Here is a 12229-nt window from a genome sequence, read left to right on the forward strand (position 1 = left end):
CCTTGGAGACCTTGAATTGGGCGTTCTCGTCCCGACCTTGCCGTGGCGAGCCAGCGGGTCCGAGGCGGCTCACAGGCCGGTGACCGGCTGCCCGGTGAGTGCTTGGGCGATCTGCCATAGCTGGCCGCCGCGGGACGCCTTTACGAGAACGACGTCGCCGGGGCGGAGGATGGAGGCCAGGTAGGCCGCGGCGGTGCCGTTGTCACCGACCATCGCGATGTCCGGGACACCCGCCGCGCCCGCCGCGAGGGCGAGTTGCTTCGCGAGTGTGTCGCCGACCGCCACGATGAGATCGACGCCGTTCTCGGCGGCCATGCGCCCGACCGCACGGTGAGCTTCGACGGCTTCGTCGCCGAGCTCCAGCATTTCTCCGAGTACGGCGATCCTTCGGCCGCCTGCGGCCTCGGTTGTGTCGCCGTCTGCCTCGGTCATCAGGACTCTCCGTTGTTCAGGGGCGCGAAGGTGATCGCGCGGCCGGCGTAGGAAAGGGACAGGCGACTCAGGGGGACTTGATCGTGCGTCTGGCCCCAGGCCGACGGGTCCCGGATGAAGATCGTCGGGTCGGAGCCGTTCTCGTAACCGCGGAGGATGACGAGGTGGCCTCCGGAACGGCCGTCGTTGGGGAGCTGCTCGGTGACGGACACGATGACGGGTGCGTCATCGAGGTGGCCGAGCAGGTCTTCGACCGGTACGGGCTCTGCGGCCGATGGGACGCCGAGGTCGGTGGCCAGACTCGCGATCCCTGCATGTAGTGCTCCACGCGGGGTCAGGACCTCTTGCTTGACCGCGAGTTTCAGCAGTTCCGTGACCGTGGGTGCCTCGCGCCCGTAGGCGAGCAGGATCATCCTCAGCGACGCCAGGCCGCACGCGCGGTTGGACCATTCCACTCTGTCCCCGAGTGCCCAGCCTCCGTGCAGATCCCATTCCGTGGGGTCGATGAGCTGTCGGCACATGGGGACATCGTGGACGCGCGACACAGCGGGCGGGCTCCTACGGTGAGACGGCAGCCTCCCGGGTCAGCGTGGTGCTGGAGAACGCGGGAGTGGGCAGGGGGACATCGTAGGGCGGTCGGGTCAACGCCTCGTGCAGCATGGCCACTACGACGTCCGTGTGCGTGAGTCCGACCATCGCGGCGCCCACCACGAAGTTGCTGTCGCGGGACATGCCCGGCGTGCTGTTGACCTCCAGCACGTACGGCTGGTCGTCCTCGGTGAGGATGAAGTCGACGCGCGCCGAACCGTGTAGCCCGAGCCCGTCCCACAGCGTCGTGGCGTGCTCGGTGACCTTGGCCAGCACCGCGGGCAACAACTCGGCGGCCCGTACGGCTACGGTGCCCTTGGAATCCACGTCGAGCTTGGTGTCGGCGTCGTAGAACTCCGCCTCGGTCGCCTCGGTGGCCAGTGGTGGGAACACCACGACCGCGCCTTCAGGGAGTTCGAGGAGCCCGACGGTCAGCGGTACGCCGGTCAGGTAGTCCTCGACCAGTACGGCATCGCCTTCTTCGCCGGCAGCGTCGGCCAACGCCCGGGGAAGATCAGCCTGTTCGCGCACCAGGCTCATGCCCACGCTGGAGCCGCCGAACGGTGGTTTGACCATCGCGGCGCGTCCGTTCCACTGCGTTGATCCGCCGGACCACACCCACCACCCCGGCGTGGGGACGCCGAGGCTCAGCATCACCCGCTTGCACAGGATCTTGTCGGCGGCCACCGCGGACGCCGCGACTCCGCTGCCGCAGTACGGCACGCGCAGGTAGTCGAGCAGGCCCTGGAGCCTCCCGTCCTCCCCGTACGGCCCGTGCAGGTTCGAGAGGGCGACGTCGTAGCCGGCCAACTCCGTGATGAAGTCCGGCTCGCACGGGTTCAGCACTTTCCAGCGGGCGCCGATGTCGTCGAGGGCCTCGGACAGGGCGGTCACGGAGCGCTGGTCCACAGGGCACTTCGAGTGGTAGAGCCGGTCCTCGGCTGACACCGGCCCGTAGACGAGGGCGACACCGAGCCCCTCGCGGTCGCGCTGCCAGTCGCGAAGGTTCTGGGTGGCCTCGCGCACCGCGAGGTCCGAGCTGGAGGTGAGGAACTGAGTCATGCGAGGACCCCTTCGAAGGTGTGGGTGACCGGACCGCCGACCCAGTGAGTCCGCTTCGGCCGGTCGGGATGTGGCCGGACCGTGAGCGGCTCCCCGGCACGGTTGTGGACGGTGACGGCGTGCGGCGACACGAGTCCGCGCAGGGTGGCGATGACCACGGCCGCGACGGCTCCGCTTCCGCATGAGAGGGTTTCCGCCTCGACGCCGCGCTCGTAGGTGCGGATCTTTAGCGCCTGGCGGCCGGCGGCCTGTACGAAGTTGACGTTCGTCCCCAGCGGGGCCAGGTCCGGGTGGTGGCGGACGAGGCGTCCGACGAGTACCGCGTCGATACCGTCGACGTCGTCTACGAGGGCGACGACGTGTTCGGTGCCGGTGTGGGCGCTGTCGAACCAGGTGAGCCTGCCGTTGATGACGGTCTGCACGCGTCGGGGATGGACCGCACCGACATCGGCGGTGACCCACACGGAGTCGTCGCTCACGATCGCCTCGTGCATCACCCCCGCCATGCGCAGACGCATCTCGCGGAAGCCGTGGTCGTGGTGCGCGGCCCAGGCGGTACACCGCAGAGCGTTGCCGCACATCGTCGCGATCGAGCCGTCGGCGTTGAAGCAGGTGACTGCGAGGACGACCGGACTGATGCTGATCAGGCTGCTGATGACAAGGCCGTCCGCGCCTACGCCGGTTCGCCTGGCACAGAGGCGCTCGGCCTCCTTCGGCCAGTCCTTCTCACCGTCCGGCGCGGGGTCGGACAACAGGACGAAGTCGTTCCCCGCTCCGTGGATCTTGCGGAAGCGCATGGCAAAGCTCCTCGCTGGCGTGAGGTGACAGTTCTCGTGATGGCTGAATGGGGCTTCGGGTCAGAGGAGTTCGACCGGCCGATACGTGGTCGCCGACTCCTTCATGACCCACGGGGAGTGCCCGTCGAAGATCAGAACCCGGCGCCCCGCGGTGCCGGCGGACCTCATGTCGCGGACCCGCAGGTACAACCCGTCGAGGAACACGAAATCGCCTACGTGGACATCGCTTGGCTGCCTGGACCCGGGGATGGTGCCGAGGGGAGGAGGCACAGGGGTTGGTTCGGTGGTGCGGCGCTCGTACATTCAGCCTCTCCAGATGGCCAGGAGGATCGAACCGCCGAGCGCCAAGAGACTTGCCATGTAGGCGAGTTGCTGGTTGCGGGGGCTCATGAGGCGCCGACCAGATGACCGCGCAGGCGGTCGCGGACCGACGTAATGCCGATATCGGCCACGGGCACCCAGGCAGCTGTGCCGGTCTCGATCATCGTGGGGAGGACAGCTCCCGAGTGAGCCCGGAAGAGATACCTGAAGCCGACCCTGATGCGGGGGCCGTATTCGGGCCTGGCCTTGGACACGTCGAGGAGGAAGGGGCCCTCGCCACCGGGCTCCGTCCACACGTCGCGGATGCCGACCTCTTCGGCCAGGAGCCGCAAGGCCGCGCCGCTGAGCGAATCGTCCTGGGGCTCAGGTTGAGCTTCGGCGAGAGCGAAGCCACCCCCGTGCCGTAGAGACAGCACACGGTGGTGCTCGTCCACGACGACCGCTCCGGTCATCACCAGGGGACAGCGCATGTCGTGGAGGCAGGCTCCGCGCTGCGCGTGATCACGTGCAGCGTCGTACACGGGCATGAGCGACATCGTCTCGGCGGGGTGCTCGTGGATGTAGTGGGACAGCTCCCGGACGATCTGGTCCTCCCGGACACTCACGGGGCACCGAGCCCATGACGTTGTGTGTAGATCCACAGGAGCCTTCGCGTGGCGTCGGCGGCATCCCGGAGGTAGATGAAGGCGCCGAACGACGGTGTCTCCGCGGTCGGACGGTTCTGCAGGTCGAGCAGCCGGTACCCCGTACGGAACAACTCCCGTACGTCCTCGTCCTCGTCCGCCCCCAGATCCTCACCGAGCAGAAGGTTGAGGTGTCCGACGATCTCCGGCAGGGCAGTGTCCATGTCCTTGCGGGTGGAGGTGGCCATCTGCATGGAGAGGGCTGCCTCGGTGCTTTCCGAAATCGTCTCGACGTCGACGGGGAGAACTTCCGTTCCCGCGCTGTCGGTTGCTCTCGATGCCTTGCCGCTACTTGCCACAGTGATCACCGTCTCGCCCCTTCAATGCGCGTTTCTGGCCGTGCCAGTAACGCTAAGAAGGGCGACGGGAGGGGCTCTACGAGTGTGCCGGAACTTGCCCGGCATTCACCCCAGGGATTCGATGGCCGCCGTGATGATTTCGCGCGCCGCCGAGCCGTAGACGGCAAGTTCGGCCAGTTCCGTGAACGTCTGGGCATACATGGCAAGTTCGTGCTTCTGCGTGACGGCGAGATGGGCCGAGACGAGTTCGACGTGGACCGTGTGGTCGTCGTACAGGAAGAAGCCCTCGACGGGCCAGAGGCTGGAGCGGTCGGCGTCCTCAGGAATGATGCCGATGCTCACCGACGGCAGCGCCATAACGCTGAGCAGATAGCCGAGTTGGCCGGCCATCACCTCCGTCCCGCCTATGCGCTTTCGGAGCACTCCCTCTTCCAGGAGGATCGCGAACGTGTGGTTGCCGTACACGATCTGCTGCTTCTCCACACGCACTTTGACGGCTGCCGCAACGTCATCAATGAGGCCGCGGCGGTCACGAATTGAGGTGAGGAGCGCGGTGATGTACGAGGCCGTCTGCACCGGGCCGGGAATGAGCCACGGTGAATAGAAGCGAAAGCGCTGGGTGCGTTCCCACAGAGGGAGGACGGACTCCTGCGCCTGCTTCAGGCCGGTGCGCTCCATCCGGCGCCACTCGACGTACATGCCCTCGATGCCACGGGCCGTCGAGACGAGATCCTCGGCCGCGCTCTCCGCGCCGCACGCAGCGGCCCACGCACGCAGGTCGCGCTCCGAGGGCGGGCGTGTGCCGCTCTCGAAGCGCGAACACTTCGACTCGTGCCAGCCGAGGCTGCTGGCCAACGCGCGTTTGGTGAGCCCGGCTTCGAGCCGGATTTCGCTCAGGCGTTTCCCCAGAGCCCTGCGGGCTTCCTGAACGCTCGAAGATGGCGATGTCATGTCGCTGCGAAGGTACTGTTCGGGCTGTCAGACCGGCTGGAACTCTGCGTGCGGTGTTGCCCGCGCCCATACGGCCTCGAAGGCCGACTCGCAGAGCTTGGCGAGCGCCGGGTCGTCGGTGAGTTCCACCTCCATGTTCTCGCCTTCGCCGTCGAAGTGGTTGACGAGAACGAGGCTGGAGTCGAAGAGCCAGAAGTCGTTGCCCGGGAGCGCGAGGTCCGTGGCGCTTCGCCGGGAGAGCCAGCGGACGTCTTCGCCGGCGGCGATGTTGAGTCCGTCCGTCACGTCGTACTCGAAGCGGATGTACTCGCTGACGGGAGTCGAGATGACGCGGGCCCGGCGGACCTCGACGCCTCGCGAGGTCGCCTCCGTGACGATGGCGTGCCAGTCACCCCAGCGCTCGGCCGGGTCGAGTGCGATGCCGGCCTTCCAGTCGATGAAGGCCGGGTCCGACTTCATGTAGGCGTCGCGCATCTCCAGATGGACAGCCGTCCGCTGGCAGTCGCGGAACAGCTCCTCAAACGTCGGGGTCCTCGTCAACCTTCTTCACCTCCAGGAAGAACTGCACCATGCGCCGGGGGATCTCCACCACCGACTCATGGCCGGGGATGTCCATCTGCCCGAGGCGCTCGATGTCCTCCACCTTCAGCCCCTGCACGAGGTAGCTGTCCTTCTCCTCGTCGAGGTAGATGGTGGGGGAGCCGCCACTGGGACTCTCCGGGTCCTTACCGAGCTTGCGCAGGGCCATGATGTCCTCCTCGGATGCCGGTAACGATCTCTGTGCCAGAGCTTGCCCGTGGGTGCGCCGTGGAGCCAGGAACTTGCCGAAACTTGCCAGGCATACGGGAGTTGACCTTACGCGGTCGGCATCAGAGCGACGGGGAGTGGACCGGCGGCAGCAGCCTCAGGTGGCCATGTACGCGACTCTCGCGTCCGCAGCCACTCAGGGGTGGGCCGGATTCGAGTGCTGTGCTCTCTTCCTTAAGCCCGTGGGGAGAGATGTCGTCCTAGGTTGGGTAGCGGCTGAAATCGCACGTCGATGGACGCGTGCGGATCGCTTTGGTGAATCACCAGTTGCGCTTTGCCTCGGTGGGTGACAACCGGGCAGCCCGTCGGCTGCGGGCCGTGGCGATGACCGGCACCGTCGCCCTGTGCGCGCCCCTGCCGAGAGCCGCTACGGCCTGCGCCCCAGCATGTTCATGACGGTCATGGTGAGCACTGTTTCGCCGTGCTGGTTGAGGACCTCGACCTGGGTGTGCACGATGCCCCGATCGGGCTTGGAACGGGAGATGCGGGTGTGGGTGATTGTGGCCCGCACGGAGAGGGTGTCACCTGGTCGCACTGGCCGCTGCCAGCGGAGTTCGTCGACACCGGGGGATGCGAGCGAGGCGACCTTGCTGAGGTAGTGGTCGGCGTACAGGCGCATCATGACGGCGGTGGTGTGCCAGCCGCTGGCGATCAGCCCCTGGAACGGTCCGGCCTGCGCCGCCACGGGATCGGTGTGGAAGCTCTGGGTGTCGAAGCGCCGGGCAAAGTCGAGGATGTCCTGTTCGGTGAGGGTGCTGCTGCCGAAGACGTGCACGGCGCCCGGCACGTAGTCCTCGAAGTAGCGGTCCTCGATGGGGTGGGTGAAGTTGTCGGTGGGGGCAGGGACGGTCGTCGGCATGGACGCCCTCTCACTCGGTTCCCCGCCGAACTCGGCGAGGCGTGGTGGACGATGGGGCGTACGGTAACGGACGGCTGCTGGCCCGAACGCACGGAATGATCCAGGATCGGCCAAGGCAGCCGTGCTGCCCTGAGCTGTCTGCTGGCCCGTCGCATGGTCACGGTCGAGGGGCCACCAACACATCAACGACATAGGTCTCGGCCACCAGTTCGTCAGGGAAATCCCCCCGCGGTCGCCTGCGCTCCTCGGTGAGGATGGCCCGGTTCGCAGTCTGGCCGAGAACCAGGAACGCCGAGCCGTTGCTGATGGCGAGGCGGGTGGCAAGGGTGACGGTCCGATGCCAGCGGATCTGTCGGCGCACAACCAGCAGTCCGGTCAACTCCGCGAGCCGGATGGCCTCGCCGTCGTCGGGGCGCGCCGCGGAGCGAGCGGGAACCCCGCAGTGGTGTGTGATGCGTTCATGCTGGGCGCGGATCCATGGCACATCGAAGGCGGTGGTGTTCCATCAGATCGCGAGCACCCCGCCCGTGCGCAGGACCCGCAGGGCCTTCGGGACGGAGCGGCCGGTGTCGGTCCACTGCCAGGACTGCGCGTAGGTGACGAGGTCGTGCGAGGCATCGGCGAGTGGCAGGGCATTGCCGTCTCCTCGGAGGATCGGCACATCCGGGAGCACCCGGCGAAACTCGGCGGCCATCGCGTCACCAGGCTCGACGGCGACCACATCGGCACCCCGCTCCCGCAACAGGGAGGTCGCGATTCCGGTGCCCGCGCCGACGTCGGCGACGCGGGCACCTGCCAGGGGACGGCTCAGGGACTCCTCGGCAAAGTCGAAAAGCGCGGGCGGATACGAAGGGCGGCTTGCCTCGTACTGAGCAGCGGCCGACAGGTCGTACGCCCCGTTTGCCTCGGTCGACGGGCGAACGTCCGGCGGCTTCCCCGCCTCCGGGGGCCTTTGTGATCGACCCGTCGATGGCGATCTGCTCCAGCACGAGACCGACGATTCGGTCGTAGGCGTTCAGGACGATCTCCCTGAGCTGGGCGAAGGCGCCGAGCCGGATCCACTCGTCGCGACGGCCTCGGATCGTGGTGGCTGAGCAGGTGGAATCGGCGATGGCTTGGTAGGAGCAGGCGAAACGCAGCACCTGCAGCAGTTTGTCGAAGACGATCCGGTCGCTGACCCGGCGGCGGTGGCAGCCCAGCGGGTGGGCCGGATCGTAGACCGGCCGCACCGGCAGCAGGGTCGCGAATTGGTCCCAAAGCGGTTAGGTCAGCCATGAGGGAAGCGCAGGCACAGGTTTCCCAGTGATCACAGAGCGCCGTCATGCAGTTCCATGAGGATGTCGGCGCGGGCGTAGTAGTCGGCCACGGGGAGACGGTCGCGGGTGATCCTGCCGAACCCAGCGTCCTCGTAGAGGTGAACGGCGGGGGCCAGCATGCTGTTCGTGCCGAGGAACAACCGGGTCCCATCGAGTGCCCGGGCGCGGTCGATCGCTGCGGCTATGAGTTGGCGGCCGATGCCGCGTCCTTGTGCGGCGGGAGCCACGGCCATCTTCGCCAACTCGAACACGGCGTCCGGATAGGCCAGAAGTGCGACGCACCCAACTACAGTGCCGCTGCCCGGCTCGCGCGCCATGAGTACGTCGCCGCCCGGGCCCACGATGCGGCCGAACGGATCTCCGAGCACGGCCAGGTCCTCTTCCTGCAGCGTGAACAGACGCGAGATCCACTCCTCGTTCAGCGCGTAGAACGCGTCTGCGTCACTCTGTGAGCCGATCGAGGAGATCATGGTCGGGGCAGAGGTGTGCGGCATGCGAAGGGTTCCCTTTCCGGTGTGGCTTTCCGTAGCCTCCGACTTCACTCACCCATGTGTCCAATACACACCTTGGCCTCTATCAATAAGCTCAAACTATGGATCAGCGAATCGAGCTCCGTCATCTGCGGTACTTTCTGGCTGTGGCTGAGGAACTACACTTCGGCCGCGCCGCCCAGCGGCTGCACATCGCTCAGCCCGCCCTGTCCCAGCAGATCAGGCAGCTTGAGAAGATCGTCGGCGTTGAGCTGTTCCGGCGGACCTCTCGAAGTGTTCGACTCACAGAGGCGGGAGCGGCGTTCCAGCCAAGGGCCCAGAACCTTCTGGGCCGTCTGGCGGCCGACCTCGACGAGGCCGGGCGCGTCGGCCGAGGTGAGGCTGGCCGTCTGGATGTCGCCTTCATCACCTCCGCCACGGCGATCGTCAGCGAACACCTCCGTGCATTCTCCTGCCGCCGCCCGGACGTCCAGGTCAAACTTCACGACGGTTTCACCACCGATGTCCTGGCGGCCCTGGAGCGGGGTACGGCCGACGTCGGGATCGTGCGGGACGCCGAGGAGCGCGACGCCATCGAACTTTCTCTACTGGCATCGGAACGATTCGTCGCCGTCATCCCCACAGAGCACCCCGCCGCAAGGGGTGACCGCGTGGAAGCAAGGGCGCTGGCCGCTGACCCGCTGATCCTGTTCCCGCGTTCAGCAGGAACTCACGCGTTCGACTTGAACACGCAGCCGTTGAGGAACGCCGGCATCGACGTCCAGGTCGCGCAGGAGTGCTCGAACTGGCACACCATCATCATGTTCGTCGCGGCCGGCCTCGGCGTCAGCATCGCCCCCTACAGCGTCACGACGCTGCTCCCAGCAGGCGCCCGCAGGCTCGAACTCGACGGGCCTCCTACCGTGAGCCGGATCTTGATGGCCACCCGCCGAGGAGACGACCGTCCTCTCCTGCAAGCCTTCATCGCAGCATCTGAGTCCAGACAGGCCATTGCCACGACCGGACGATGAGCGTGCGCTGACTTGGAGCGAGCACCTCCAAGCAGCCACTCGAAGGCGCACCGTGCGCAGCCTCATCCGCCGTGCCTGGAGCACCCACCGCTGCAACAACAGCCCAAGCCGACGCCCCCGAAACCGCCCCTATCCGCGCAGCCTCTAAGTCACTCGGATACGGTTTGTGTTCACTCACCCGAACACATCACCAGATCAACTCAAGGCTCACGAACCGCCCGCTCAAAGGTCGATGACGACCTTGCCCTTCACGCGTCGGCCGGCCTGGAGCTCGACCGCGCGGCGGATCTCCTCGATCGCGAAACTCGCCTCGACGGGCACGCGGAGTCGACCCGTCACAACCAGGCGCGCGATCTCTTCCAGGGTGCCGGGAGCCGCGTTCGCGCCGTTGGCCGCCGTGACGCCGTCGATCTGTGCTGCGATGGTGCAGATCCGCTTGTCCGGGACGCCGAGTTCCCGTGCGACGTGCACGGTCTCGTCTCCGTGCAGGTCCATGGCGGCGGTGACGCCGTCGGGAGCGAGGGCACGGACCCGGTCGGCCAGGCCGTCGCCGTAGGCGACCGGTTCGGCTCCGAGTTCGCGCAGGTAGTCGGCCGAGGACGGCGATCCCGTCCCGATCACGCGCGCTCCGGCGATCCGGGCGAGCTGGACGGCGAACACCCCGACCCCGCCTCCGGCGCCGCCGATCAGCACGGTGTCGTCCGGACCGGGGTTGATCGCGGCGAGGGCGGCGGATGCCGTGCGGCCCGCGATCGTGAGGGTGGCGGCGATGCGATCGTCGACGCCGTCGGGCGTGTGGTGGACCTCGTTCGCCGCGGTGTCCCCGGATGAGTCGACCACCACGAAGTCGGCGACCGCGCGGGACAGGGCGCCCCCGAAGACCCGGTCGCCGGACGTGAAGCCGCTCACCCCGTCGCCGACCTGGTCGACCACTCCCGCGTAGTCGGTCCCGAAGCCGGACGGGAGGGTCAGGCCGAACCGGGCGGCGGTGTCCGCGTCGGCGGTCATGAACCAGTCCATCGGATTCAGACCGGCCGCGGTGACCCGCACGCGGACCTGTCCCGGGCCGGCCTGCGGTGCGGGAACCTCGCGGACGTCCAGGACGTCGGGGCCGCCGAATGCATCGAGCTGGACCGCCCTGCTGCAACCCGTTGGCGTCTGATTGCTCTGTTCCTGCATGTTCCTCTGTCTCCTTGGACCTGCGTACGCGGTGGACGCGTGGACGCGCCGAAACGGACTATGCTCCGTTTATATGGATGACCGTAACACAAACGGATCGCGTTCCGTTTCGTCTGGCGCGGAAGTACGCGCGCCGCGGGCGGACGCGGCCCGCAATCGCGACCAGCTGCTCGCGGTGGCGACCCGCGTGTTCGCCTCGGCGGATACCGAGCCGTCGATGCGCGCGATCGCCCGCGAGGCCGGGGTCGGCATCGCCACGCTCTACCGGCACTTCCCGACCCGCGAATCACTGGTCGACGCGGTCTACCGGGACCAGGTCGTGAGGCTGACGACCGGCGCCCACGAACTGCTCGGTCGGCTGGCCCCGGCTGCGGCAATGCGGCGCTGGATGAACTTGTTCGGGGACTGGATCGCGACCAAGAACGGCATGCTCGACACGCTGCTCGCGATGATTGAGTCGCGTGAGATCGCCCATGTGCAGACTCGGACCGAGCTCCTGACGGCCATCACCAGGATGCTCGACGCCGGCCGCGCGGTGGGCGACCTCCGCTCCGACGTCACCGCCGAAGACATCGCCGCCGCCCTCATCGGCATCTTCACCGTGGCCCCCCGACCCGAGTGCGAAGCGCAGGCCGACCGCTTGCTGAACCTCCTGATGGACGGCCTCCGGGCCACGGACCGGCCGGTCTGAGCGCGGATCGAGGCCGACGCATCCGGGCTCTGCCCGACTGGCGCCAGGCGGCTGCTGACCGCCGATTACTGCTGGTCGTCGGTGAGGAGCTCGGTCAGCTGGGCGTCCACCAGTCGTACCTGCTCGGTGAACGGCTGCAAGGTGGCGGCGACGTCCGTAAGTTGCTCGTCCTTGTCCTCGTCGGTGACGACCAGCTTGAGGTTCTGGTCGATGGTGTGCATGTGCAGCCCTTGGAGCACACGGCGCAGCTGGGCGGCGACACGGTTGCCGCAACTGGCGACGGAGGCGGGCTTGTCGCGCCACTCCGCGTAGAGGAAGCCGAGGGCGTTCTTCAGAACCGCGGGGTCGCCCCAGCTGTACTGCGGGAAGACGAGGAGAGACCCGTCGTAGCCGCTGGCCGTCCGGCTCCAGCGGCGCGTGTGTTCGTGCTCGCACTGACCAAGGGCGGGTTGCGCGGCTCGTCCAGAAACGGCAGTGCTACCTCGGCGAGGTCCACGGGCCGTCGACGTTCTGAGGCTGATCATCGGCGTCGCCCCGATCTCCACCGTGGACACCGGCGGCCGACCAGCCCGAGTAACCCGAAGCTCGCGCAGACCAGCCCCATGATCCACAACGTCGCAATGCGCACCACTCATTCATGATCCAGAGGCCGAACTGCGCGCCTCCGCACGGGTGATCGCGGGACGTACGGCCGCGGGGACGGCTCCCGGTGCCGGTGCCATGGGAGGGACGACCCGGCCCGC

The 12229-nt window shown here is 67.6% G+C and carries 16 protein-coding genes and 2 pseudogenes; 2 read left to right on the forward strand and 16 right to left on the reverse strand.

Annotation, left to right across the window (positions count from 1 at the left end):
• Positions 1–69 precede the first annotated feature (69 nt).
• The 14 genes and pseudogenes from ACWGKQ_RS01835 to ACWGKQ_RS01900 form a co-directional block, all read right to left on the reverse strand.
• Positions 70–432 (reverse strand): glutamate ligase domain-containing protein, encoded by a 363-nt coding sequence (locus tag ACWGKQ_RS01835; protein ID WP_453289877.1) that lies wholly within the window; start codon positions 430–432, stop codon positions 70–72.
• Positions 432–953: a C39 family peptidase gene (locus ACWGKQ_RS01840; RefSeq protein ID WP_453289878.1), complete on the reverse strand. Its 522-nt coding sequence runs from the start codon at positions 951–953 to the stop codon at positions 432–434. The genes ACWGKQ_RS01835 and ACWGKQ_RS01840 overlap by 1 nt, the downstream gene beginning before the upstream one ends.
• A 37-nt stretch (positions 954–990) precedes the next feature.
• On the reverse strand, positions 991–2082 hold the full coding sequence (locus ACWGKQ_RS01845; protein WP_453289879.1) for a D-alanine--D-alanine ligase family protein: 1092 nt from the start codon (positions 2080–2082) through the stop codon (positions 991–993).
• A complete protein-coding gene (gene dapF, locus ACWGKQ_RS01850) occupies positions 2079–2879 on the reverse strand; it encodes a diaminopimelate epimerase (protein ID WP_453289880.1) in 801 nt (266 codons plus the stop codon). The genes ACWGKQ_RS01845 and dapF overlap by 4 nt, the downstream gene beginning before the upstream one ends.
• Before the next feature lie 60 nt (positions 2880–2939).
• Positions 2940–3083, reverse strand: a complete 144-nt coding sequence (locus ACWGKQ_RS01855; RefSeq protein WP_329260538.1) for a hypothetical protein — start codon at positions 3081–3083, stop codon at positions 2940–2942.
• 182 nt (positions 3084–3265) lie between these two features.
• On the reverse strand, positions 3266–3805 hold the full coding sequence (locus ACWGKQ_RS01860; RefSeq protein ID WP_453289881.1) for an NUDIX domain-containing protein: 540 nt from the start codon (positions 3803–3805) through the stop codon (positions 3266–3268).
• A complete protein-coding gene (locus ACWGKQ_RS01865; RefSeq protein WP_453289882.1) occupies positions 3802–4077 on the reverse strand; it encodes a hypothetical protein in 276 nt (91 codons plus the stop codon). Before ACWGKQ_RS01865 ends, ACWGKQ_RS01860 begins: the two co-directional genes overlap by 4 nt.
• Positions 4078–4287: 210 nt before the next feature.
• Complete coding sequence (locus ACWGKQ_RS01870) at positions 4288–5133, reverse strand: helix-turn-helix domain-containing protein (protein ID WP_453289883.1); 846 nt, start codon at positions 5131–5133, stop codon at positions 4288–4290.
• Positions 5134–5160: 27 nt separating this feature from the next.
• Complete coding sequence (locus ACWGKQ_RS01875) at positions 5161–5673, reverse strand: DUF6879 family protein (RefSeq protein WP_453289884.1); 513 nt, start codon at positions 5671–5673, stop codon at positions 5161–5163.
• The gene (locus ACWGKQ_RS01880; protein ID WP_067022411.1) at positions 5651–5881 is read right to left on the reverse strand and encodes a hypothetical protein; all 231 of its coding nucleotides are present in this window, start codon (positions 5879–5881) and stop codon (positions 5651–5653) included. Before ACWGKQ_RS01880 ends, ACWGKQ_RS01875 begins: the two co-directional genes overlap by 23 nt.
• A 426-nt stretch (positions 5882–6307) precedes the next feature.
• Positions 6308–6799, reverse strand: a complete 492-nt coding sequence (locus ACWGKQ_RS01885) for a MaoC family dehydratase (protein ID WP_019075699.1) — start codon at positions 6797–6799, stop codon at positions 6308–6310.
• Between the two features lie 157 nt (positions 6800–6956).
• A pseudogene (locus ACWGKQ_RS01890) lies at positions 6957–7685 on the reverse strand (class I SAM-dependent methyltransferase).
• A pseudogene (locus ACWGKQ_RS01895) lies at positions 7654–8091 on the reverse strand (transposase); the annotation flags it as partial. The pseudogenes ACWGKQ_RS01895 and ACWGKQ_RS01890, both read right to left, overlap by 32 nt.
• A 14-nt stretch (positions 8092–8105) precedes the next feature.
• Positions 8106–8609: a GNAT family N-acetyltransferase gene (locus ACWGKQ_RS01900; protein WP_043260452.1), complete on the reverse strand. Its 504-nt coding sequence runs from the start codon at positions 8607–8609 to the stop codon at positions 8106–8108.
• 98 nt (positions 8610–8707) lie between these two features.
• On the opposite strand from ACWGKQ_RS01900, the gene ACWGKQ_RS01905 reads away from it, so the two are divergent.
• Positions 8708–9616: a LysR family transcriptional regulator gene (locus tag ACWGKQ_RS01905; protein ID WP_453289885.1), complete on the forward strand. Its 909-nt coding sequence runs from the start codon at positions 8708–8710 to the stop codon at positions 9614–9616.
• A gap of 222 nt (positions 9617–9838) precedes the next feature.
• On the opposite strand, the gene ACWGKQ_RS01910 is transcribed toward ACWGKQ_RS01905, so the two are convergent.
• The gene (locus ACWGKQ_RS01910) at positions 9839–10795 is read right to left on the reverse strand and encodes an NADP-dependent oxidoreductase (RefSeq protein WP_453289886.1); all 957 of its coding nucleotides are present in this window, start codon (positions 10793–10795) and stop codon (positions 9839–9841) included.
• Positions 10796–10868: 73 nt separating this feature from the next.
• Between ACWGKQ_RS01910 and ACWGKQ_RS01915 the strand changes: the two genes are divergently transcribed.
• Positions 10869–11486: a TetR/AcrR family transcriptional regulator gene (locus ACWGKQ_RS01915; RefSeq protein ID WP_453289887.1), complete on the forward strand. Its 618-nt coding sequence runs from the start codon at positions 10869–10871 to the stop codon at positions 11484–11486.
• Positions 11487–11551: 65 nt separating this feature from the next.
• Here the strand turns inward: ACWGKQ_RS01915 and ACWGKQ_RS01920 are convergent, their stop codons facing one another.
• Entirely contained in the window at positions 11552–12010 is a 459-nt protein-coding gene (locus tag ACWGKQ_RS01920) for an NADPH-dependent FMN reductase (protein ID WP_453289888.1), read from the reverse strand.
• Positions 12011–12229: the final 219 nt, after the last annotated feature.

This window comes from Streptomyces sp. NPDC054770, assembly GCF_053611985.1.

What these genes read in the sequence shown, in the direction of transcription:
- ACWGKQ_RS01835 (WP_453289877.1), bottom strand. Translation starts at nt 432, where the DNA reads ATGACCGAGGCAGACGGCGACACAACCGAGGCCGCAGGCGGCCGAAGG.
- ACWGKQ_RS01840 (WP_453289878.1), bottom strand. Translation starts at nt 953, where the DNA reads ATGTGCCGACAGCTCATCGACCCCACGGAATGGGATCTGCACGGAGGC.
- ACWGKQ_RS01845 (WP_453289879.1), bottom strand. Translation starts at nt 2,082, where the DNA reads ATGACTCAGTTCCTCACCTCCAGCTCGGACCTCGCGGTGCGCGAGGCC.
- dapF (WP_453289880.1), bottom strand. Translation starts at nt 2,879, where the DNA reads ATGCGCTTCCGCAAGATCCACGGAGCGGGGAACGACTTCGTCCTGTTG.
- ACWGKQ_RS01865 (WP_453289882.1), bottom strand. Translation starts at nt 4,077, where the DNA reads ATGCAGATGGCCACCTCCACCCGCAAGGACATGGACACTGCCCTGCCG.
- ACWGKQ_RS01870 (WP_453289883.1), bottom strand. Translation starts at nt 5,133, where the DNA reads ATGACATCGCCATCTTCGAGCGTTCAGGAAGCCCGCAGGGCTCTGGGG.
- ACWGKQ_RS01880 (WP_067022411.1), bottom strand. Translation starts at nt 5,881, where the DNA reads ATGGCCCTGCGCAAGCTCGGTAAGGACCCGGAGAGTCCCAGTGGCGGC.
- ACWGKQ_RS01885 (WP_019075699.1), bottom strand. Translation starts at nt 6,799, where the DNA reads ATGCCGACGACCGTCCCTGCCCCCACCGACAACTTCACCCACCCCATC.
- ACWGKQ_RS01900 (WP_043260452.1), bottom strand. Translation starts at nt 8,609, where the DNA reads ATGCCGCACACCTCTGCCCCGACCATGATCTCCTCGATCGGCTCACAG.
- ACWGKQ_RS01905 (WP_453289885.1), top strand. Translation starts at nt 8,708, where the DNA reads ATGGATCAGCGAATCGAGCTCCGTCATCTGCGGTACTTTCTGGCTGTG.
- ACWGKQ_RS01910 (WP_453289886.1), bottom strand. Translation starts at nt 10,795, where the DNA reads ATGCAGGAACAGAGCAATCAGACGCCAACGGGTTGCAGCAGGGCGGTC.
- ACWGKQ_RS01915 (WP_453289887.1), top strand. Translation starts at nt 10,869, where the DNA reads ATGGATGACCGTAACACAAACGGATCGCGTTCCGTTTCGTCTGGCGCG.
- ACWGKQ_RS01920 (WP_453289888.1), bottom strand. Translation starts at nt 12,010, where the DNA reads ATGATCAGCCTCAGAACGTCGACGGCCCGTGGACCTCGCCGAGGTAGC.